The sequence below is a fragment of the Hydrogenobacter hydrogenophilus genome, assembly GCF_900215655.1.
Taxonomy (GTDB): domain Bacteria; phylum Aquificota; class Aquificia; order Aquificales; family Aquificaceae; genus Hydrogenobacter; species Hydrogenobacter hydrogenophilus.
The window spans coordinates 21,366-41,673 of the sequence record NZ_OBEN01000002.1 but is presented as its reverse complement, the minus strand read 5'-3'; the positions used below and the strand labels follow the sequence as shown (position 1 = coordinate 41,673).

The 20,308-nt window shown below is 42.0% G+C and carries 17 protein-coding genes and 1 other RNA gene; 9 read left to right on the top strand and 9 right to left on the bottom strand.

Annotated elements, in window-relative coordinates; all coding sequences use genetic code 11:
• The first annotated feature begins 43 nt into the window (after positions 1-43).
• From CP948_RS02895 to CP948_RS02865, 7 genes are read left to right on the top strand one after another with little or no spacing between them, the layout of a single operon-like run.
• The gene (locus CP948_RS02895; protein WP_245810063.1) at positions 44-1,099 is read left to right on the top strand and encodes an efflux RND transporter periplasmic adaptor subunit; all 1,056 of its coding nucleotides are present in this window, start codon (positions 44-46) and stop codon (positions 1,097-1,099) included.
• Positions 1,096-2,328: a TolC family protein gene (locus CP948_RS02890; protein ID WP_096600926.1), complete on the top strand. Its 1,233-nt coding sequence runs from the start codon at positions 1,096-1,098 to the stop codon at positions 2,326-2,328. Before CP948_RS02895 ends, CP948_RS02890 begins: the two co-directional genes overlap by 4 nt.
• The gene (locus CP948_RS02885; protein WP_245810062.1) at positions 2,325-2,900 is read left to right on the top strand and encodes a TetR/AcrR family transcriptional regulator; all 576 of its coding nucleotides are present in this window, start codon (positions 2,325-2,327) and stop codon (positions 2,898-2,900) included. The genes CP948_RS02890 and CP948_RS02885 overlap by 4 nt, the downstream gene beginning before the upstream one ends.
• Positions 2,897-4,168 (top strand): TolC family protein, encoded by a 1,272-nt coding sequence (locus CP948_RS02880; protein ID WP_096600924.1) that lies wholly within the window; start codon positions 2,897-2,899, stop codon positions 4,166-4,168. The genes CP948_RS02885 and CP948_RS02880 overlap by 4 nt, the downstream gene beginning before the upstream one ends.
• Entirely contained in the window at positions 4,165-5,292 is a 1,128-nt protein-coding gene (locus tag CP948_RS02875; protein WP_096600922.1) for an HlyD family efflux transporter periplasmic adaptor subunit, read from the top strand. The genes CP948_RS02880 and CP948_RS02875 overlap by 4 nt, the downstream gene beginning before the upstream one ends.
• Positions 5,292-6,860, top strand: coding sequence for a DHA2 family efflux MFS transporter permease subunit (locus CP948_RS02870; RefSeq protein WP_096600920.1), 1,569 nt, complete (start codon positions 5,292-5,294; stop codon positions 6,858-6,860). The genes CP948_RS02875 and CP948_RS02870 overlap by 1 nt, the downstream gene beginning before the upstream one ends.
• Positions 6,836-8,326 carry a DHA2 family efflux MFS transporter permease subunit gene (locus CP948_RS02865; protein WP_096600918.1) on the top strand — a complete coding sequence of 497 codons (1,491 nt, stop codon included), beginning with the start codon at positions 6,836-6,838 and terminating at the stop codon, positions 8,324-8,326. Before CP948_RS02870 ends, CP948_RS02865 begins: the two co-directional genes overlap by 25 nt.
• A gap of 1 nt (position 8,327) precedes the next feature.
• Here the strand turns inward: CP948_RS02865 and CP948_RS02860 are convergent, their stop codons facing one another.
• From CP948_RS02860 to CP948_RS02840, 5 genes are all read right to left on the bottom strand, one after another.
• Positions 8,328-9,356, bottom strand: a complete 1,029-nt coding sequence (locus CP948_RS02860; RefSeq protein WP_096600916.1) for a ribonucleotide-diphosphate reductase subunit beta — start codon at positions 9,354-9,356, stop codon at positions 8,328-8,330.
• Between the two features lie 12 nt (positions 9,357-9,368).
• The gene (locus CP948_RS02855; protein ID WP_245810061.1) at positions 9,369-11,750 is read right to left on the bottom strand and encodes a ribonucleoside-diphosphate reductase subunit alpha; all 2,382 of its coding nucleotides are present in this window, start codon (positions 11,748-11,750) and stop codon (positions 9,369-9,371) included.
• Between the two features lie 145 nt (positions 11,751-11,895).
• The gene (locus CP948_RS02850; protein ID WP_096600914.1) at positions 11,896-13,161 is read right to left on the bottom strand and encodes a class I SAM-dependent RNA methyltransferase; all 1,266 of its coding nucleotides are present in this window, start codon (positions 13,159-13,161) and stop codon (positions 11,896-11,898) included.
• Positions 13,158-14,141, bottom strand: a complete 984-nt coding sequence (gene nusA, locus CP948_RS02845; RefSeq protein ID WP_096600912.1) for a transcription termination factor NusA — start codon at positions 14,139-14,141, stop codon at positions 13,158-13,160. The genes CP948_RS02850 and nusA overlap by 4 nt, the downstream gene beginning before the upstream one ends.
• On the bottom strand, positions 14,135-14,608 hold the full coding sequence (locus tag CP948_RS02840) for a ribosome maturation factor RimP (RefSeq protein ID WP_096600910.1): 474 nt from the start codon (positions 14,606-14,608) through the stop codon (positions 14,135-14,137). Before CP948_RS02840 ends, nusA begins: the two co-directional genes overlap by 7 nt.
• 17 nt (positions 14,609-14,625) lie before the next feature.
• Here CP948_RS02840 and CP948_RS02835 point away from each other — a divergent pair, with 17 nt between their 5' ends.
• Positions 14,626-15,528: an AAA family ATPase gene (locus CP948_RS02835; protein ID WP_096600908.1), complete on the top strand. Its 903-nt coding sequence runs from the start codon at positions 14,626-14,628 to the stop codon at positions 15,526-15,528.
• A 3-nt stretch (positions 15,529-15,531) separates the two neighbouring features.
• Here the strand turns inward: CP948_RS02835 and ssrA are convergent.
• Together ssrA and CP948_RS02825 are read right to left on the bottom strand one after the other, a co-directional pair.
• Positions 15,532-15,876, bottom strand: a transfer-messenger RNA (tmRNA) gene (ssrA, locus tag CP948_RS02830).
• Positions 15,877-15,936: 60 nt separating this feature from the next.
• A complete protein-coding gene (locus CP948_RS02825) occupies positions 15,937-16,896 on the bottom strand; it encodes a gluconokinase (RefSeq protein WP_096601267.1) in 960 nt (319 codons plus the stop codon).
• Between the two features lie 682 nt (positions 16,897-17,578).
• Here CP948_RS02825 and CP948_RS02820 point away from each other — a divergent pair.
• On the top strand, positions 17,579-18,667 hold the full coding sequence (locus CP948_RS02820; RefSeq protein ID WP_096600906.1) for a glycosyltransferase family 4 protein: 1,089 nt from the start codon (positions 17,579-17,581) through the stop codon (positions 18,665-18,667).
• Between the two features lies 1 nt (position 18,668).
• On the opposite strand, the gene mqnE is transcribed toward CP948_RS02820, so the two are convergent.
• Both mqnE and bcp read right to left on the bottom strand, forming a co-directional pair.
• Positions 18,669-19,781: an aminofutalosine synthase MqnE gene (gene mqnE / locus CP948_RS02815; RefSeq protein ID WP_096600904.1), complete on the bottom strand. Its 1,113-nt coding sequence runs from the start codon at positions 19,779-19,781 to the stop codon at positions 18,669-18,671.
• A 16-nt stretch (positions 19,782-19,797) separates the two neighbouring features.
• Positions 19,798-20,277 (bottom strand): thioredoxin-dependent thiol peroxidase, encoded by a 480-nt coding sequence (gene bcp, locus CP948_RS02810; RefSeq protein ID WP_096600902.1) that lies wholly within the window; start codon positions 20,275-20,277, stop codon positions 19,798-19,800.
• Positions 20,278-20,308: the final 31 nt, after the last annotated feature.

Genomic DNA, 20,308 nt, shown 5'->3' with positions numbered 1-20,308 from the left:
GTTTATATTATAACTGACTGACTAGTCAGTATGGTGTATAATTATGGGTATGGTAAGATGGTTTTTACTCATAGCACTATTTCTTTTGGGAAGCTGTAGCAGGGAGGAAAAAGTCCAGGGCCAAAAGAAGGAGGAGAGCATACCCATAAGCATCTACTATGTGAAACCCCAAGAGATAGAAGTGTTTTATACCACAAACGGCTACTTTGAGGGTATAAGGGATGTGATACTTAGGCCAGAGGTGAGCGGAAGGGTGCTTGAGCTTTTGGTAGATGAAGGGAGCTTTGTAAAAAAGGGTCAACCCCTTCTAAGGATAGACCCCACGGACTACCAAAACGCTCTAAACCAGATAAAGGCAAACCTTATGCAGGCAAAAGCCAATTACGAAAACCAAAAAGCCATATATGAGAGGAGAAAGTTCCTCTACGAGCAAAACCTGATAGCAAGGGAGGAATTTGAAAACGCAAGCACCCAGCTAAAGGTTTATCAAGATCAGATCTCTGCTATAGAAGCCCAGCTGAGGAATGCACAGACTCAGCTCTATAGGACAGTGCTTAGAGCTCCCTTTTCTGGATACATAGCTCAGAAGTTTATAAATGTAGGTGATTACATAACCCCTCAGTCTCAAGCCTTTAGGATAGTTACCCTTGATCCTATAAAGGTGGTCTTTCAAGTGCCACAGGAGATAATTTCCAGTGTGAAGATGGGTTCTGAGGTGTATCTTGATGTGGAGGGTATAGGCAGTTATAAGGGTAAAGTGATATTTTTGTCTCCTTCTGCGGATGCCAACAGGCTCATAACGGTAAAGGCACTTGTGAAAAACCAAGATGGAAAGATTAAACCCAACATGTACGCAAAAGTAAAGATACCCACATCCTCTACAGTGGCTTTTAAAGTCCCAGAGATGGCGGTGGTGCTCATAGGCAACGAGAAAGCAGTTTGGAAGGTAGAAGGCAACAGAGTGAGCCCAGTAAAGGTGCAGATACTAAAGCAGGAAGAAGGCTTTGTGTATGTAAAAGGTGACCTAAAAGAAGGTGACCAAGTGGCGGTTGAAAACGCATACCTCCTTAACCAGACAAGCAAGGTGAAAGTCAAATGAGGCTTGTGATCTTTTTATTTCTTTGGGTATCCTTTGGATGGTGCATCACTCTAGAGGAAGCCATAAACATAGCTCTAAAGAACAATACCAACATCAGGTTATCCGAGCTTGATCTCAAAAGGGTAGAAGAGGACATAAAAAAGGCTCGGGCAGGCATACTCCCCCAAATAAATGCCAGCTACTCCTATACAAGATTAGACAGTTCTTTAGCTTTTGGTTTTACTCCAAAAAACAGGCAGTCTTACCTGTTACAGCTAAACCAAGCCATATTTGACAAGTCCGTGTTTGATGCCCTTAGGCTCGCAAAACTTTCAAAAGACCTTCAGTCCTACTTGCTTGAGGACATAAAAAGAACGGTGGAGCTACAGACCAAAAACCTCTTTTACGCTCTGCTGTACAAAAAGCAATTGGTGGAACTATACAAGCAGAACATATCTTACTGGGAAGAGAACTACAACCTGACTTCTGCCCAATACAAGGCTGGGGTTATACCCATGGTGAATTTGCTAAGAAGCAAGGCACAGCTTGAGAGTGCAAAAGCCCAGTACGAACAGGCTCTGTCTGATTACAAGAAATCCTTAGAGGACTTTAAGGCTTACCTGAGGATCGATGAGGATGTGGAACCAGAGGGTAGTTTGCAGTTAGTGCCCTTTGAGGAGGACTACAATAAATTAGAAAAGCTTCTCCTTGAGAGGAACTCCACTCTTCTTGTGGCAAAAAAGAACCTTGAGGTGTACCAAAAGCGTATAGATTTAGCCAAGGACTCTTACTACCCTACGCTATCTGGCTTTTTGACATATCAGGGAAGCACTGGAAGGCGTAGTTTAATGGGTGGTACCGAGTGGATACAGGGCTATACCTTTGGCTTTCAGCTTCAGTACAACATATTTGATGGCTTTCAGAAGTCTGCAAATGTAGCTCAAGCAAACATAGACTACCTTAAGCAAAAAGAAAACTTTATTGACCTTCTTTACAACCAGAAGGCTCAGCTAAAGAAAAATTTAGAGGATCTTAAGTCCCTAAGGGCTCAGTTAAAGGCGGTGGAAGCTTCTTTGGAAGCAGCAAAGGAATCTTTGAAGTTATCTACTGAGCGCTACAGATACGGCGTGGGCAGTCAGCTTGAGGTCTTAGATGCCAGAAACAACTACAACCAAACACTTCAGAACTATTACTTGGTCCTCTACCAGTATATGAGCACTATAGCGGAAATAGATAGGCTTACCAAATGATGGATACACGGGAAAAGCTCATCTCCTCTGCTAAGAAGCTCTTTTCCCAAAAAGGCTACTACGAAACCAAAGTGTCTGATATAGTGGCTGATGCGGGGCTCTCTCAGGGCACTTTCTACCTGTATTTTAGGAGCAAGGAGGACATCTTCAAAGAGCTTGTAAGAATCATGTCGGAGAAGGTCCTAAACCTTTTGGAAGAATACGCACGCAAAGATGACGATGTGGAAAAGATAATAAAGGACGCTACCCTTGAGTTTTTTAGGATAATGTACGAGGAGAAACCCATCGCTTACATATTCTTGTTCCAGCTTGTGGCTACCAACGAAGAGTTCAGAGAGATGTACTTTGAGAAGAATAAAAAGGTGAGAAAACTTTTAAGAGTTATAGCAGAAAAAGGGATTAGAAGTGGGAAATTTGCTTACAAAAATGCAGAAAACATTGTTAACATACTCATGGGATATGTAAGGATAGTGTATCTTGACTACCTGCTCAAAGGCAATATGCCCCTTGAGGAGATACTAAGCATGGTAGAAGAGGGCATTGATGTGATACTAAAGGGGGTAAAAGCATGAGGTTGGCTCTACTTCTGTTTAGTTTCTCCTTAGGCTTTTGTCTAACGTTGGAGGATGCTATAAAGAGTGCCCAAGAGAGCAATCCCGAGCTAAAGGCTCAGGAGCATGCCATAAAGTCCGCCTTTTACAACTTGAAAGGGGACACAAGCCTATACCTGCCAGAGGTCTTTCTGAACTTTTCTTTCAACAGACTGTCCAGCAAGCAAAAGCTAAACATTCCAGCCTTTGACGGTTTTCCTCCTTTGGCAGTAGATTCTGCAAAGATCAGCTATAAGAACTTTAGCGCTGGGCTAAGGGAGGTCCTCTACGATGGGGGTGCAAGAGAGGGCAGGATAGGGGTTTCCAGTTCCGAAGTTAGACTCCAGGGGGCTCTCTACGAGGAGAAGATCCAAGACATAAAGTTAAGAGTTATAAAGGCTTACTTGGATGTGCTTTCCGCAAGGGACATAGTGGAAATCTACAGTAAACAGCTTGAGGCTATAAGGGCACAGTATGAGAGAGCTAAGGCTTTTTACAAGGAGGGTCTGGTAGCTATAACGGATGTGCTACAGGCTCAGGTGAGGCTCGCAGAAGTCCAAAGGGACCTAAGGCAGGCGGAGGGAAACTACAGCATAGCACTTGCTAACCTTTCAAAGCTCACAGGCATAAAAGAAGACAGTCTGAAGGACCTTGAGCCTCTCAAAAGCGTTAGCTACACACCAGAGAGCTTCCAAAAGTTATACCAGATGGCGCTGGAGAACAGACCCATACTGCGCGTGTATTCAGAAAGGGTAGTTCAAGCGCGCAGGCTCACAGAGATAGAAAGAAGCAAGTACCTGCCCAAGGTCTTTGTACAAGCCCAATACACCTACTCTGACCAAAACCCCATCATAAGCCCAAAGGGAGTCTATGCGCTTTCTGTGGGTCTAAACGTTGATTTCCAGTCTACAGAACCCTACTATAGGGTGCTCTCAAAGGTGGAGGACGAGCTAAGAGCTAAGTGGGAGCTTGAGAACGCAAAGGAAAACCTCAGGCTTGAAGTAAAGCAAACTTACGAAAACCTGCTTACAGCAAGAGACAATATGAAAGTAGCGGAAGACTCACTTAAATATGCAGAAGAGTTTTACAAACTATCAGAGGAGCAATACAAAAATCAGATCATAAGTTCTACAGACCTTCTTCTTGCTGAAGCGAGTCTCACACAGGCAAGAAAAAACAAGGTTATATCTTACTACGAATACTTAAAGGCTTACTACGAACTTATGCGTGCTGTAGGAGGTCTCAGATGAAGAGAAAGGTGGGCATAGTTGTTGTTCTTTTACTTATAGTGATCTTTGCGATCCTTGCCTTCAGGTGGATAAAACATCGCATAGAGTATGCCATAACAGATGCGGTCTTTGTCAAAGCGGATGAGCTATCCAATGTGGGCTTTCAGAAGGTCTCTGGGAAGGTCATAAAGCTATACAAAAACATGGGAGACAGAGTTAGCAAGGGTGAGGTGATAGCACAGATAGACCCAACAGATTACGAGCTTAACCTACAGAACATACAGGCAAAGATAGAGAGCCTAAAAGCCCAGAGAGAACAGCTTGAGATCCAGCTAAAGAGGGTCTCTGAGGAGCTCGTTGCGAACTACTCCATATCCACCCTTAGCGCAGGAGAAGTAGAAAAAAAGAGACAGTCCTTAGAGAGCCAGCTGGCACAGGTACAGGCACAGCTTGAGCTTGCAAAAAAAGACAGAGATCGCTACAAAAATCTGCTAGAAAAGGGCGTGATACCCAAAAGGACGTACGAAGAGGCAGAGACTCGCTACTCAGTCCTGAAGGACCAAGCGGAATCCATAAGGAGATCCCTTGAGGAGCTAAACCTGAGCTACAAAAAGAGCTTAGAGGGTGTAAAACTTTCGCGCATATCTTTCCTGAAGGAGAAGGAGCTAATATCCCAGATAGAGGCACTTAATAAGGAGATAGAGAGCCTAAAAAAGCAGGAAGAGTTAGTAAAGAATTACCTTGAAAACACAAAGCTCACCGCCCCCTTTGATGGCATAGTGGCAAAGAAGTATGTAAGCGTAGGAGATGTGGTAAGTCCAGGCATGCCCGTGTATGCAATAGTAAAGCCAGACTCCATGTATGTGGATGTGCTTTTGGAGGAATCCAAGCTAAAGGGTGTAGAGAAGGGTTGTAAGGCTTACATAAGGTTGGATGCTTACCCAGACAAAGTGTTTGAGGGTGTGGTAGAAGAGATAAGCCCAGCTTCCGCAGCAACTTTTGCACTGGTTCCGCGCGATGTGTCTGCGGGTGAGTTCACCAAGGTAGTCCAGCGCATACCCGTAAAGATAAGGATAACCAAAGGTGATATGTCCCTTCTGAGGGTCGGCATGGGTGGTGAGGTGGAAATACAGAGGAAGAGATAATGGAAGAAAAACCACTGCACGAGACCCTTAGCACTGGCGAGAGAGTGATCCTGACCTTCTCCCTGATGCTGGGCGTATTTATGGCTATACTGGACACAACCATAGTGGACACAGTAGTTCCCAAGATGATGGCACCTCTTAGCACTGACCTTTATGGTGTTCAGTGGGTTATCACCTCTTATATGATGGCCGCTGCAGTTGGTATCCTCCTTGTTGAAAGCTTGGAGAGAGTCCTTGGTCTAAAGAAGGTGTTTGTAGGTGGTTTGTTTCTCTTTGTGGTGGCTTCCTTTCTTTCTGGACAGGCGCATACCCTTGACTGGATGATAAGCAGTAGGTCCCTTCAGGGTCTGGGAGAAGCTCTGATAGTTGTGAGCGCAGAGGCACTTCTTTTTAGTGCGTACCCTCCAGAGAAGCGCGGGCTTGCCATGGGTATATACGGGCTTGGTGTGAGCTTTGCACCTGCTTTGGGTCCTACCTTGGGTGGATACATAACCGAACACATAAATTGGCGATGGATATTCTACATAAACGTCCCTGTTGGTGTCTTAAACTTGGCTCTCAGTCTGTTTTTCTTGCCAGAGTATAAACCTCAAAACACTCACGGTAAGTTTAACTTCCTGTCTTTTTTGTTTATATCATGCGCCACAACTTCTTTGCTGATAACCCTCAGCAAAGGACAGCAGTTAGGTTGGTTCAGTTCAGACCTCATACTCTACACATCCCTAATATCCATATTTTCCTTCCTTTTTTTCCTACTCTCTGAGCTCTCCTCAAAGCATCCTCTCATTGACCCTTCCATATTCCGCATAAAGGAGTTTGTAGTAGCAATTACGGTGTATTGCTTTTTGCTTGGCTTTTCCATGTACCAAGTGTTTTACCTTATACCCCTTTATTACGAGAATCTAAAGCTCGTAGGCACTTTTCAGACAGGCACACACATACTCCCCCTGGCTCTTGCCATAGGCCTCTCTTCTCCCATAGCAGGCATCTTAGGAGATAAAAAGTCTGAGCTTCTGTCTTTGACTGTTGCGGTTGCCTTTTACCTTTCTTCTGCTTTCCTGTTGCTTCCTACCCTAAACTACTTTACGCCTGCCTGGGAAGCCTCCCTAAAAATGATCCCGCTAGGCATAGGCATGGGCTTTTTCTTCGCTCCCATTACTAACCTTGCCCTCAAAAAGCTCGGAGAGAAAACCACACTGGGGGTTAGCCTTATGCACTACATTAGGTTTGTGGGCGGTTCCTTTGGTACTGCCCTTGCCACCAACGACCTTCAGCGCTATATGTGGGAGAACTTCAACAAAACCAACGAAATACAAGATTACAGTTCCGTTATGTCTTACCTTGAGAGGCTTTACAGCACCTTTATGCCCTTTGTGCATAACTACGAGAACAAAGCTAAGGCTTTCTTTTACGGGATAGAGCAAGTTTATGCTTACTCTGATGCCTTTAGCAGTACCTTTCTCTCCGCTGGCTTTTGGGGACTTTTGGGAGCCATACCCATCTTTTACCTACTCTTGGAGTTTTCTTACAGAAGGATGACAAGATGGTCTGGTTCTACACGCTCCTGATAGTCCTTGGGACCTTTCTGGCGGTTCTTGGTATAACAAGCACTAATGTGGCCATACCCAAGATGATCGCACCTTTGCAGACAGACATATACGGCATTGAGTGGGTCCCCATAAGCTACATAACTGCCACTGCCATAACTATAATAGCCTTCAACTCAATAAGCTCTCGCCTTGGTCTCAAGAAAACCTACCTTATAGGCTTGGCTACCTTTAGCTTGGGTAGTGCTCTCTCAGGACAGGCAGGAAGCCTTGAAGAGATGATAGTATTTAGATTCCTACAGGGTATAGGAGAAGGGCTTCTCATACCCTCCTCTCAAGCTATACTCTTTAACCTTTTTCCACCAGAGAGAAGGGGCACCGCTATGGGGTTTTACGCCATGGCGGTAGCCTTTGCACCGGGGCTTGGTCCCACGGTGGGCGGGTACATGGTAGAGTATTTCTCTTGGCGTTGGATATTCTACATGAATGTTCCTGTGGTGGTGATCCTCCTGCCAGTAGCTTACTTTATGCTCCCAGAGATAGGAAACAGGGCAAAAGTACCCTTTAACCTGCCGAGCTTTGTGTTCCTGTCCATATCATCCATATCCTTTATAGTGTTTCTCTCCAAAGGAGAGAGCTGGGGTTGGTTCTACTCTATGAAAACCTTTGTAGCCTTCTGCGTTGCGGTTTTTTCCTTCTTGCTCTTTGTGCTCTCAGAGCTTTTGGGGAAGAACAAACTCATAGACTACTCCATCTTTAGAGAACCCAACTACCTTTACGCCATAATCACCTTTGTCACCATATACGGCTTTGTGTTCTTCCAAGTTATATACATCATGCCCATATACCTTGAGAGCCTAAAGAATGTGCCTACCTTTCAGGCTGGTCTAACTTTCCTGTGGTACGCCTTTTTGCTTGCCACCTTTGCTTTGATAGGGGGTAGGCTGAGCGACAGGATAGAGCCTAAGCTTCTCTTACTTATATCCCAGAGCGTGCTATTTTTGACCCTGTTTTTCTTCTTGTCGCACATAGACTACTACACCCCCAGATGGAAAGTGGCTTTTTTCCTGTGCTTTATAGGTATGGCTATGGGCTTTTTCTTCGCACCCCTTACCGCTCTTGCCTTTAAGAGCCTAAAACCTCAACAGATACCTATCGGCACAGCGCTTTACAACTACGCAAGGCTCATGGGAGCCTCCATAGCCACATCTTTGGCAACCTACACCTTAGAGACCAGAAGAGCTTTCCACTTTGACGAGATAAACAGCATAAGAGCGGTTTTGAGTTCCAAGTACCCAATGGTTATTGCGCAGAAGCTTTCTGGACTTGATGCCTTCAGATACAAAGTAATTCTTGGACAGTTTCAGAATGTGATAGCAGGTACTTACGCAGTGCAGGATGCCCTCAGAATGGCTTCCTATATAAGCCTCTTGAGTATAGTAATAACCCTTACCTTTCTCTTTATCACTAACAGGAAAAAGGCTTAGACTACCACTTTAGCTCGCTTCTTTTTGCGTAGGTCTGTGGCTTTGCTTGGAAAAAGTCCGTTTTAGTGTCGTTTATGGTCCTAAACTGGTCTATCCACTTCATTGGGTTTTCGGTTATGCTGGGATAAAGAGGTTTGTATCCAAGTTGGGTGAGCCTGAGGTTGGCAAGATACTTTATGTACCTATCTATGAGCGTGTTGTTTATACCAAGTATCTGGTTCTGGGTCACGTACTGACCCCACTTGATCTCCGCATCCACCGCATACTTGAAAAACTCATACACCCACTTTTCTATCTCTGGACTAAACAGCTCTGGGCTTTCTTCCCTTAGGGTAAGTATAATGTTCCTAAAGAGAGTCACATGCGTGAGTTCATCTCTATTTATGTACTTTATCTGTTGTACGGTATTTCTCATCTTTCCCTGTCTTCCCAGCGTATAAAAGAAGGCAAAACCAGAGTAGAAGTAGAGGCTCTCAAGCACATAGTTGCCAAAGACTGCCTTTATAAAGTTCTCTTCCGTTGGCTTTCTTATAAACTCATTGTAAAGTTCTGCTATGACTTTGTTGCGTTCCATAAGCACTTCATCTTGACGCCAGTAGTTGTATATTTCATCAGCTTTTATAGGGTCTACCACGCTCTCAAGGATAAACTGGTAAGAGTAAGAGTGAAGAGCTTCCTGAAATTCTTGAGAGGTAAGAGCCATAACAAGTTCTGGAGCTGTAATGTAGCGAGCAAATTCCTTTAGCATGTTCACTTGATAAGAATCAAGAGCTATTAAAAAGCTAAGCACCATCTCGTACGCTCTTCTTTCGTATGGTGAAAGGTCTTTTTCGTACTGTTTCTTGTCTTCTTGCATGGGTATCTCCTCGGGAATCCAGAAGTTGGTAAACCCCATGGTTTTATAAAGGTCAAAAGCCCACTGGTACTTAACATTGTTTAACTCCATAATGTTGGTAGGATTGCCATGCAAGAGTCTTCTGTTGCTTGCCGATCTGTCTCCATCTGGATTAAAGATGATGGTTCTTTCCATTGCAAAACCTCCTTAGGCACTACAGCTTTCACATTCCTCTATCTCTGTTAAACTTTTACTTCTGCAGTAATACACGGTTTTTAGCCCAAGCTCCCAGGCAAGTTCGTAAAGCCTTGAGAGCTTAGGTCCGTCCACCTGCTCAGGGTCTATAAATAAATTTAAACTCTGCGCCTGATCTATCCACTTTTGTCTTTCTGCACCTGCCTTTATGACCCATTCTTGATCTATCAAGTAAGCAGATTTGTAATGCCAGAAGTACTTGTCTATTTCAGGCGGAACCTGCGGAAGAATACCTGACATGTTCTCTTCCTTGTAGTACTTTGCGAATATGGGGTCTATGGAAGGTGTGGCACCCACTATTAGTGAAGTGCTACCTGTTGGCATAAGCGCCAGAAGGTAAGCATTGCGTAAGCCGTATCTTTTGACCTCCTCTGCAAGACCTATCCAATCTAAATTGTTTCCATTCTGCTCAGATAGCCTTTGGTTTTCCTCCGCAGACCTGCCAAAAAATACGCCCTTGCTCCAGTCAGAGCCATCAAAGAGCTCATACTTACCCCTTTCTTTTGCAAGCTCCATAGAGCCTTTTATGGCATAGTAGGCTATCCTTTCAAAGAGTGAGTTTGCAAACCTAAGATGCTCCTCTGACTCCCAGAGTATGTTGTTTTTCACAAGGCAGTAGTGGTAGTTGCTAACACCTATGCCTATAGCTCTGTAGCGTCTGTTGGTGTACTCTGCCTCTTTTATAGCGTAGTAGTTCATAGAGATCACATTGTCCAACATGCGCACCAGAAGGGGTACAACCCTTTCAATGTCCGCTTTTTCATAAACCTTTCCAAGGTTTATAGAACCAAGATTACACACCACTACATCTCCAGACTTTTTCCTATGGGTTATCAAGCCTGTTGATGGGTCCAGAGAATCCTCTACATGCTGGCTTACAGACATGTTTTGGACTATCTCATGACAAAGGTTAGAAGAGTACACCATACCGCAGTGCTTGTTGGGATTGAACTTGTTAGCGGTATCCCTAAAGAAGATGTAGGGCTCTCCTGTCTCAAACACTACAGTAAGAAGCCTCTTCCAAAGCTCAAAGGCGTCCACCTCCTTTTTCGCATCTGGGGGCACTTCCCTCTCAAGTCTTTGGTAAACTTCTTCAAACTCCTCACCATACAGGTCTTCAAGGTTTTTACCATCTTTTACATTCTTACAGTAATATGGATCTAAAAGAGTCCAATTTTCCCTGTTTTTTAGGCGCTTCATGAATAGGTCTGGTATGGATATGGCAGGGTGTATGTCATGCGCCTTCTTGCGCTCATCACCCACGTTAGTTTTTACCTCAAGAAACTCCAGAACATCCTTGTGCCATATGTCAAGGGTGATGCTCGCTGAACCCTTTCTCATCCCGAGCTGGTCTACATAAACCATAACATCGTTGAGAATTTTAACTACAGGAAGCACACCAGAGCTTGCACCTTTGAATTTCCTTATAGGAGAGCCTGTTGCCCTTATTTTACCAAGGTATATACCCAGGCCTCCAGCAAACTTGGATATCTGACCAGCTTTCTGTACATTGTCAAATATGTCATAAAGATCGTCGTCAACAGTTAAAACAAAACAGGAAGAAAGCTGAGTGTGAGGCCTTCTTGCGTTCATAAGAGTAGGTGTTGCTAAAGATACCTCATGTTTTGACATAAGGTCGTAGAAAAGCTTTGTGTACTTTATCCTATCTTCCTTTCTTTCTGGTATAGCAAGAGTCATGGCAATAAGCATGTACATTTCCTGTGGAAGCTCTATAACATTTCCATCCTCATCCCTTACTAAATACCTATCGTAGAGTACTTTTATACCCGTATAGTTAAAAAGAAGGTCTCTGTCTGGATCCATGTAGCGCGCTAAGGTATTAAAATCTTCCTTTGAGTACTCTTTCAGAAGATAGTCTCCGTATATACCCCTCTCTGCATAAGTTCTAACAAGCTCAAAAAAGCTATCTGGGTTGTACGGCTTGTACTTTCCGTTTATCTTGTCTTTTACCTTATAACCACGTAGGTGCCCCACATCCTTATAAAGGTCGTAAAGAAGAAGTCTTGCTGCCACATACTGCCAATCGGGACTCTGTGGAGATACTTTTTCCGCAGCGGTCCTTATAAGAAGCTGTTGTATTTCCTTCGTTGTTATGCCTTCACGGAACTGAATCTGTGCATCCGCTTCCAGCTCAAGGGGATCAACCCTCAAGCCTTTGCAGGCAAAGTCTATAACTATGCGTATCTTGGATATATCCATAGACTCTTTAAGTCCGTTCCTCTTTATTACGTACATAACCTTTCCCTTTCTTTCGTAGGCTGATAATAGCCTACGGCTGGAGTATTTATATCCCGCCTTCTTTTGAGCAACCATCCTCCAGCAGGCGGTACTTGGTTGCCCATAAGACCTTCCCCCAGATGAATGTTAATCTGATAGAATACTCAAGTCAAACTCTTGGAAGGTTATAAAGTAAAGCACAGATAGACGAAATGCAAAATTATTGAAAATACGAAAACTTCTATTGTTGGCTTAGGTAAGCCACGCTTTCTATGTGATATGTCTGTGGAAAGTTGTCTATAAGCCTTATGCCTTTTAGAGTGTATCCTCCACTTGTAAGCTTGCCTATATCTCTTGCTAATGTGGTAGGGTTGCAGGACACATATATGATCTCTTTTGGTCTGTTCTGGAGTATAAGCTTGGTTTCTTCCTGGGTAAGCCCACCTCTTGGTGGGTCAAGAAACAGAAGGTCTATAACTTCTCCGGCGTAATTTTTTAGAGTTTGATAGGCACTCTCTTGGGAAAAGACTATGTTATCCCTCATGTTTAACTTAGCGTTGTATTCTGCATCCCTTATTGCAGACGGATTACTGTCAGAGGATAAAAGAAAGTTAGAAATTTCGGATAGGGGAATACTAAAAAAACCAGCACCACAGTAAAGCTCAACTACCTTTCTGTAGCTACCTACAACAACGCTCCTTATAAGCTCCTCCCAAAGAGTGAAGTTTACTTGAAAGAAAGAATCGTTGCTTACCCTGTAGCGATACTTTCCCACTTGCATGTAGGTAAAGTTTCTTCCTATGTGATACCTCTTAATAAGCTGATCCCCTAACTTGGAATAATTACCTATACCTACAACCTTTTTGGGTAGCAGTCTCTCTTTTAGAGTTCTCATCTTATTTACATCACACGCAGTAGGTGTTATGAGTTTTAAAAGAAACTCATCTTCAGTAGGAGAATAAAGCACATGAAGTTCCTGAAGGTCTTTGACTTTCTTAATAAGCTCTCTGAGGGAAGGAATAAGCCCATTTATAGCTGGATGTAGCAAAAGACATTCTTCTATACTCACAAGTTCGTGAGTTCCCCATGCAAAAAACCCAAGCTTACCGCTTTGAACTTTAAATTGCGCTTTTATCCTGTATCCAAATTCTTGTCCTGACTTTATGCTATCCCAGAGCCTGTTTATACTTATGTGTGCAATGCGTTGTAGACTCTCCAAAAGAATCTCCTCCTTTATCTTAACCTGTTTGTCTGGGTGTATGTGTTGAAGCTGACAACCTCCACAGTAGGTGTAGTACTTACAAGGTGCTTGTCTTCTCCAAGGGGAACTCAGTATTATATCTTTTACTACCGCTTCTACATGATCCTTTTTCTCCTTTATTACTTCTGCAGAGACAAGCTCCATGGGTGCAGAATACCTAACAAACACCTTCTTTCCTTCGTAATCCGCAAGACCGTATCCCCCATAAACCATCTTTTTTATGGAAAGTTCAGGTAGGACCTTCATTTCAGAGCGGTTAACCTTTCAAAGTCTTCCTCTGAGAGCACATCTATGTACCAGCCGGTTATTCTGTTAGCAAGCTTTACATTAACACCGTGTTTACCTATAGCTAAGGATAGCTTGTCCTTTGGTACAGCAACTTCTGCCCTTTTTTCCTGAGGAATAAGTCTAACTTTTACCACAGGTGCAGGAGATAGACTTTTCTTTATGAGTTCCTCCGGATTATCTGTCCACCTTATCACATCTATCTTTTCCCCTGAAAGTTCCTTAGATATGGGGTTTATGCGCGATCCTTTAAGCCCTACTATCACACCCACTGGATCCATTTTCATGTCCTTTGCATGGACCAAAACTTTTGCTCTCTCTCCTGGTTCTCTTGCTATGGCTTTTATTTCTATCTCTCCGCTTTTTATCTCAGGCACTTCCGCTTCAAGAAGCTTTTTTAAAAACTTGGGGTGTGTCCTTGAAAGAATAATTTCGTACTTCCCCCTGTGCTTTCTTACCTCAAGAAGAAGTGCTTTTACTCTCTCCCCTTGTCTATACACCTCTTTTGGTATCTGCTCCCTTTTAGGAAGGATACCCATAACTTTACCCAAGTCTACGAGCACATCACCGTTTTCAAGTATTCTCCTTACTATACCAACAACTATCTGACCTTCTTGCTCTACAAACTCCAAATATCCCCTTTCCTCTTCTGCCTTTTCAAGTTCCTTTAAAAACTCTTCCTTTGCAACATGAGCAGCAATCCTGTTTACTTCCTCTGTAGATATATCCAAGGGAAAGGCTAATTCCTCTGAGTTTTTTCTCTTAACTATGTAAACTTTTATACCTTCCTCTAAAAGCTCAACGCGCAAATTTTCTTTTAGCTTTCTGTCCTTTTTTACAGCTAAGGCTATAGCGTTTTTTAGTGCGTTTTCTACTGTCCATTCTGGCAGATTTTTCTCTTTGGCTACCTGCTCTATGAGCTTTTTTAGGTTTTTTACCATCCTTCTATCTCCAGATTTGCCTTAGCTATGGCAGAAAAAGGTATGTGAAGTAATTGGCCACTTTCTCTTTCCTTGAGTTGGAGTATGCCCTCTTTTACATCTGATATGTAGCCTTTGAACTCTCTCTTGCCCTCCAAAGGTGCTCTCAAAACAACTCTTATTAGTCTTCCTTTAAAAAATTCGTAATGTTCTGGTTTAGTAAGCTCTCTCGTTAAACCAGGAGATGATACCTCAAGTATGTAAGATGTGGGTATTATATCTTCCACATCAAGAAGCGAGCTTAGTCTTTTACTTACTTCTTCACAATCACTTATAGTTATGCCACCCTCCTTGTCCAATATAACTCTCAAAACCCATCCCCTTTCTGGTTTGAATTCCACATCAAAAAGCCTAAAACCCATGCTTTTTACTATAGGTTCTACAAGTTCTTTTACTTTTTGAACAATACTTTTTTCGTTTATCTGCATGATTAAAATTATAACCTATGGACATAAGCAGAATAGTAGATGAGATTAGCTCAGTTCTTAAAGGAAAGGATGATGTGATAACTTACTCTTTGGTTTGCTTTCTCTCTGGGGGACATCTTATACTTGAGGATGTACCGGGTGTTGGTAAAACTACCTTAGCCCTTGCCCTTTCTAAGGTGCTTGGATTATCTTTTGCAAGGATTCAGTTCACGAGCGACCTCTTACCTTCTGACATAATAGGTGTAAGCGTTTATGACCAATCTAAGAAAACCTTTGTTTTTAAACATGGTCCAATATTTCACAACATAGTCCTGGCAGATGAGATAAACAGAGCAACACCTAAGACTCAAAGTGCCCTTCTGGAAGCTATGGCAGAGTCCAAAGTGAGCGTAGAAGGTATAACTTACGAACTTCCCTTACCTTTCTTTGTTATAGCAACGCAAAATCCCATTGAGCAGTATGGCACTTATCCCCTTCCAGAATCTCAGCTTGATAGGTTTAGCATGAGGCTTTCCATAGGATACCCAGATCCAGAAACGGAAATGCAAATAATAAGGGGAGAAAACCCCATTGAAAAGGTAGACAAGCTAAGCCCAGTAGTAAAACCACAAGAGATCTTAAGCACTATAAACCAGATAAAGAGGTTTTACATATCGCCTGATGTAGGAAGGTTTGTAGTGGAGATCATAAACCAAACAAGGTCTCATCCTGATGTACTACTTGGCGTGTCAACAAGAGGAGCCATACACCTAGTCAGCTGTGCCAAAGCACTTGCTTACGTGAAAGGTAGAGACTTTGTAGTCCCAGAAGACATAATAGAGCTTTGTCCCCTTGTACTTCCTCACAGGATCATAACAAGGGGAGATACAGACCCAAAAGTTATAGTAGAGGAAATACTCACTAAGGTGGAAGTTCCTTAATTTTGGTGGAGGCGGGCGGAATCGAACCGCCGTCCGAGGACAGCCCGGCAAGAGAGCATCTACAGGCTTAGCAGGTGTTTTCCTACTGACCTTCGGGCGTCCACCTGCAAACTCCCGAAGGTAGGCAGGGTTTTCCTTTCGGGAAGGTTCCACCCTGCAAGAACCCTTCCCTACACCTCTGTCTCTGAACCCATCCGGCAACCCAGAGGCCAAGCCACCGGTGAGCCGCTACCTTTTCTTAGGCAGCGAGAGCGAGCTGTGCTTCGGGAACTGTTTGCTTTGGCTATTAAGGTTGCCACCCTGCCTGCTACTCTCTACCTACTGTCCCCGTCGAAGCCATTCGCCCCCTTCAACAAGGGACCAAAGGTCCCTCAAGCTCTATTATGTAAAATATACACCAAAAAACTCTTAGATCAACCTTGCATAACTGGCACTCAGCTTAAAAAGCTTAATAGCCAAAGTCTTTGCTTGCTCTTTATTTGGATAGTTTGGGTCATCTAATAGAAAGCTGTTCACCTTTCCCCTCACATAAGCCCTGTAGCACTTAAAGAATGGCAGGAATATATCAAATTCCTCATCCTTTGAAAGCTTCCTGTATTCATCTTCATATACCTTAGACAGATCATCTCTTCCGTAAAGCTCAAGCTCCATAGACAAAAAGCACATATCGTTTATCACATCACCACACCTAAAGCGTTCGTTAAACTCTATACAATCAAAAATGCATATACCATTATCCAAAAAAGCTACATGTTCAAGCCTTAAATCTCCATGTCCGTCCCTTATCCTACCATTCCTTATCCTTTTCTCAAAAAGTTCACCGTACTTTTCGTAAAAAGTTTGCGTTTTTTCCATTATAAAAGCGTAATCTTGAGCATCTATAGTTATTCCTATGTACTTTTGTGTTTGTTGAAAATTTTCGTCTGTGTTGAACTTCATAATCTCAATCCTTCCAAACTCATCTTTTCTTTCCACTTTTGTATGAAATTCAAATACACGTTTAGCTATTAGTTTCATATGGTCAGTAGATGCCTTATCAAGCATGTTTATTAAAAGTCTTTCTGTAGGTATTCTTCTCATCTTAACCGCGTACTCAACAACATGGCTATCATCTTCCAAGATATAAACGCCGTTGACATAGCTGATGGGTACAACACCAAGATATACATTGGAACAAAGTCTTCTGTTTAGTAAAACTTCTCTTTCGCAGTTTTCCCTTCTCTTTTCAAGAGTTGAGTAGTCTAAGAATCCAAAGTTTACAGGTTTCTTTATCTTATAAACCACATCCTCCAAAAGGAGTACCCAACTTACATGAGTTTGAACTATTTGAGCGCTTAACTGTTTAGCCAATTCCTCTATCTTTATCATACCTTTTTTCCTTCTTTTTATACTTGTTTTATTTATTATAAAAAAATATAAATAATAAAGCAAAAAACATGCCAAAGAGCCCAAATCTTTGATGCTCAATATTTTGCTCAAAAGAATTTCACATCCCACATCTCAAATTGTTGATTTTCAAAGACTTCCTTTATTGAAAAATGTATCGTTAGATCAATAAGTTATGATTTTTGTTCACACCTTTCACATCCCATATTTTAGACGGTTGATTCTGTAGGTTTTCCTTTAATTAAAAATGTTCCGTAATTTCAATGACTTATGCTAAATGATGTGAAATTCTATTATGAGGCTTGTGTATCAAGCCTTTGGCTAATGTGAAAATCTCTTGGTAAAAATTACGCATTTTCAATGACTTATGCATACACACCTAAAAGGGGTAAAAATATGTGGAGAAAATGTGAAATTCCATGTGGAATTCTTGGTTCATAAGTTATTGATTTTACGAATGAATTTTTAGGGATGTGAAATTCTCTACAAGTTGTTATCCGACAAGAATTTAATTAAATGACATTATATTAACACATGTGAGTTTTGTTTTCTTAGAATTACAAGCACTAAACAAGTTTTTGTGATAAAAATCATATTAACTTTTAGTTTTTGATTTGCAAGCATAAGCTATGTGGGTGTGAAATTCTTTTGATATTATATTATCATGAGGACTGCTATAGTACACGATTGGCTTTTGTCTTACGGTGGTGCTGAGTTAGTGCTTGAAGAGATATATAAGCTTTACCCATCGCCCATATATACGCTTCTTTATAATAGTTCCAAATTTTCTAAGAGCGTTTTGAGCTCTGCAGAAGTTTATACCTCCTTTATTCAAAATCTTCCCTTTTCAAAAAAGTTCTATCGTTATTACCTGCCTCTGTTTCCTTTAGCGGTGGAGCAATTTGATCTTTCTGAGTATGACCTAATAATATCCTCTTCCCACGCTGTAGCCAAAGGTATTCTGAGACACTCAGGACAGGTTCACATATGCTACTGTCATACACCTATGAGATATGCGTGGGATCTTTATCATCAGTACATGCTCCATTTGGGTATAGGAAAACTTTTAGCGGGATTTTTTCTACACTATATAAGACTTTGGGATTATGTGAGTGCCCAAAGGGTGGACCATTTTATAGCAAACTCTATTTTTGTTGCAAAGCGTATAGAAAAGTTGTACGGTAGGCAGGCAGAGGTTATATATCCTCCTGTGGATACAGAATTTTTCCTTCAGACTGAAAGATGTGCAAGTGAAAATTACTACATAACCGTCTCAAGGCTTGTACCCTACAAGAAGGTGGACATCATTATCGGTGCTTTTTCATTGTTGAAAGACAAAAAGCTACTTGTTGTGGGAGATGGTCCAGATTACGAAAGACTGAAAAAACTTGCAGGAAGAAATGTGGAGTTTCTTGGACATGTGAGCCGTGAGCAGTTAAGGGATTATCTTTCAAAGGCAAAAGCCTTCATTTACATGGCTCAAGAGGACTTTGGTATAGCTATGGTAGAAGCTCAAGCTTGTGGTGTACCAGTTATAGCATACGGAAAAGGTGGTGCCAGTGAAATAGTTGTAGATGGAAAGACAGGTATACTCTTTTGGGATCAGAATAAAGACGCTCTTGTTCAAGCTATAAATAAGTTTGAAAAGTTAGCAGATAAGTTTTCCTCGGAAGATATAAGGCAGAACGCAGAAAGGTTCAGCAAGTCTATATTCAGGGCGAAATTCAAGGCTTTTGTTGAAAAGGTCTTTTAACTTAACTACTGTATATGCTTACAGGTCTGTAAAAGGTGTCCCTCTCAACGGGTATTTTTTGTGCGTCTCTTATTAGTTTTATGAGCTTTTCCTTTGAATGTCCGTAGGCGGATTTGGTACCCGCAGAGTGTACTATCTTTTCTTCTTCTATGGTGCCATCCAAGTCATCAGCTCCAAAGTTTAGAGCTATTTGTGCTATCTTTTCTCCTAAGGTGATCCAGTAGGCTTTTATGTGATTAAAGTTGTCAAGGAAGAGCCTTGATATAGCTATTGTCTTTAAGTCATCAACGGAAGATGTCCTTTTTCCACCTAACTTGGTACCTTCTGGCCAGTAAGCTAAAGGTATGAAAACTTGAAAACCTCCAGTTTCGTCCTGAAGTTCCCTAAGTTTTAGCATGTGCTCCACTCTCTCTTCATAAGTTTCTATATGACCGTAGAGCATAGTTGCATTTGTAGGAATGCCAAGCTTGTGAGCTGTTTTATGAACCTGAAGGTACTCTTCCGCGCTGGCTTTATAAGGTGCTATTACTTTTCTGACTCTCTCAGAGAATATTTCCGCACCACCACCCGGGAGCACCTCAAGCCCTGCATCCAAAAGCTCTTTTAGTATGTCCTCATAGGACCTTCCTGATATTTTTGACATGTGATGTATCTCTACCGCTGTCCATGCCTTTACAGTTATTTTAGGAAAAGCCTTCTTTATCTCCCTCACGAGCTTTATGTAATCCTCTACCTTCCAGTGAGGTGGCAATCCTCCAACCATGTGAATTTCTCTACCACCTTGAGCATAAGTCTCTTCCACTTTTTTGAGTATTTCTTCAAGACTCATCTCGTAAGCTCTTGGATCAGATTTGACCACTCCAAAGGCACAGAAACTACACTGATACACACAAACATTTGTTGGATTTATCTGTCTGTTTACAATAAAGTAAGCAAACATACCATTCTTTTTCCTATTCACATACTCCGCAAGCGCTCCTATAAAGGTAAGTTCATTAGAGTAGAACATGTAAACCGCATCATCAAAGGAAAGCCTATCACCCTTTAATACCTTTTCTCCTATGCTTCTTAACCTCTTGTCAGATACATACTCCAAAAGCTCGGATACTTGCATTTTTAACGCTCCTTGTCTATAAATTTAATCCCTTTAGATCCTTTAACACACTTTCCACATGCCCTTTGGCTTTTACATTGTACCAAGCTTTTACTATCTTTCCCTCTTTGTCTATTAAAAAGGTGCTTCTTATAATGCCTTCCATTTCTTTTCCGTACATCTTCTTTTTACCGTATGCAAAATAAAGTTTTGCCACCTCTTTGTTTGGGTCGCTGAGTAAAGTAAAGTTAAGTCCGTATTTTTCTCTGAATTTTTTATGAGAGGATAAACTGTCAGGGCTTATGCCTATAACCTTTATACCCATAGAGCTAAGTACAGACATATTGTCTCTAAAATCGCAAGCTTCTTGGGTACAGCCGGGTGTGTCATCCTTTGGGTAAAAGTACAGAACAAGAGGCTTTCCCAAAAAGTCCTTAAGGCAGAACCTGCCTTCCTTTCCTTCTTCATCTATACCTTCCAAACAAAAATCTGGTGCTTTTTCCCCTTCTTTCAACATACCCCTATTATACAATATGGGCTATATTTTT

Excerpts from the sequence above, each read along its gene's own strand:
- CP948_RS02895 (WP_245810063.1), top strand. The coding sequence starts at position 44 with ATGGGTATGGTAAGATGGTTTTTACTCATAGCACTATTTCTTTTGGGA.
- CP948_RS02890 (WP_096600926.1), top strand. The coding sequence starts at position 1,096 with ATGAGGCTTGTGATCTTTTTATTTCTTTGGGTATCCTTTGGATGGTGC.
- CP948_RS02885 (WP_245810062.1), top strand. The coding sequence starts at position 2,325 with ATGATGGATACACGGGAAAAGCTCATCTCCTCTGCTAAGAAGCTCTTT.
- CP948_RS02880 (WP_096600924.1), top strand. The coding sequence starts at position 2,897 with ATGAGGTTGGCTCTACTTCTGTTTAGTTTCTCCTTAGGCTTTTGTCTA.
- CP948_RS02875 (WP_096600922.1), top strand. The coding sequence starts at position 4,165 with ATGAAGAGAAAGGTGGGCATAGTTGTTGTTCTTTTACTTATAGTGATC.
- CP948_RS02870 (WP_096600920.1), top strand. The coding sequence starts at position 5,292 with ATGGAAGAAAAACCACTGCACGAGACCCTTAGCACTGGCGAGAGAGTG.
- CP948_RS02865 (WP_096600918.1), top strand. The coding sequence starts at position 6,836 with ATGGTCTGGTTCTACACGCTCCTGATAGTCCTTGGGACCTTTCTGGCG.
- CP948_RS02860 (WP_096600916.1), bottom strand. The coding sequence starts at position 9,356 with ATGGAAAGAACCATCATCTTTAATCCAGATGGAGACAGATCGGCAAGC.
- CP948_RS02855 (WP_245810061.1), bottom strand. The coding sequence starts at position 11,750 with ATGGTTGCTCAAAAGAAGGCGGGATATAAATACTCCAGCCGTAGGCTA.
- CP948_RS02850 (WP_096600914.1), bottom strand. The coding sequence starts at position 13,161 with ATGAAGGTCCTACCTGAACTTTCCATAAAAAAGATGGTTTATGGGGGA.
- nusA (WP_096600912.1), bottom strand. The coding sequence starts at position 14,141 with ATGGTAAAAAACCTAAAAAAGCTCATAGAGCAGGTAGCCAAAGAGAAA.
- CP948_RS02840 (WP_096600910.1), bottom strand. The coding sequence starts at position 14,608 with ATGCAGATAAACGAAAAAAGTATTGTTCAAAAAGTAAAAGAACTTGTA.
- CP948_RS02835 (WP_096600908.1), top strand. The coding sequence starts at position 14,626 with ATGGACATAAGCAGAATAGTAGATGAGATTAGCTCAGTTCTTAAAGGA.
- CP948_RS02825 (WP_096601267.1), bottom strand. The coding sequence starts at position 16,896 with ATGATAAAGATAGAGGAATTGGCTAAACAGTTAAGCGCTCAAATAGTT.
- CP948_RS02820 (WP_096600906.1), top strand. The coding sequence starts at position 17,579 with ATGAGGACTGCTATAGTACACGATTGGCTTTTGTCTTACGGTGGTGCT.
- mqnE (WP_096600904.1), bottom strand. The coding sequence starts at position 19,781 with ATGCAAGTATCCGAGCTTTTGGAGTATGTATCTGACAAGAGGTTAAGA.
- bcp (WP_096600902.1), bottom strand. The coding sequence starts at position 20,277 with ATGTTGAAAGAAGGGGAAAAAGCACCAGATTTTTGTTTGGAAGGTATA.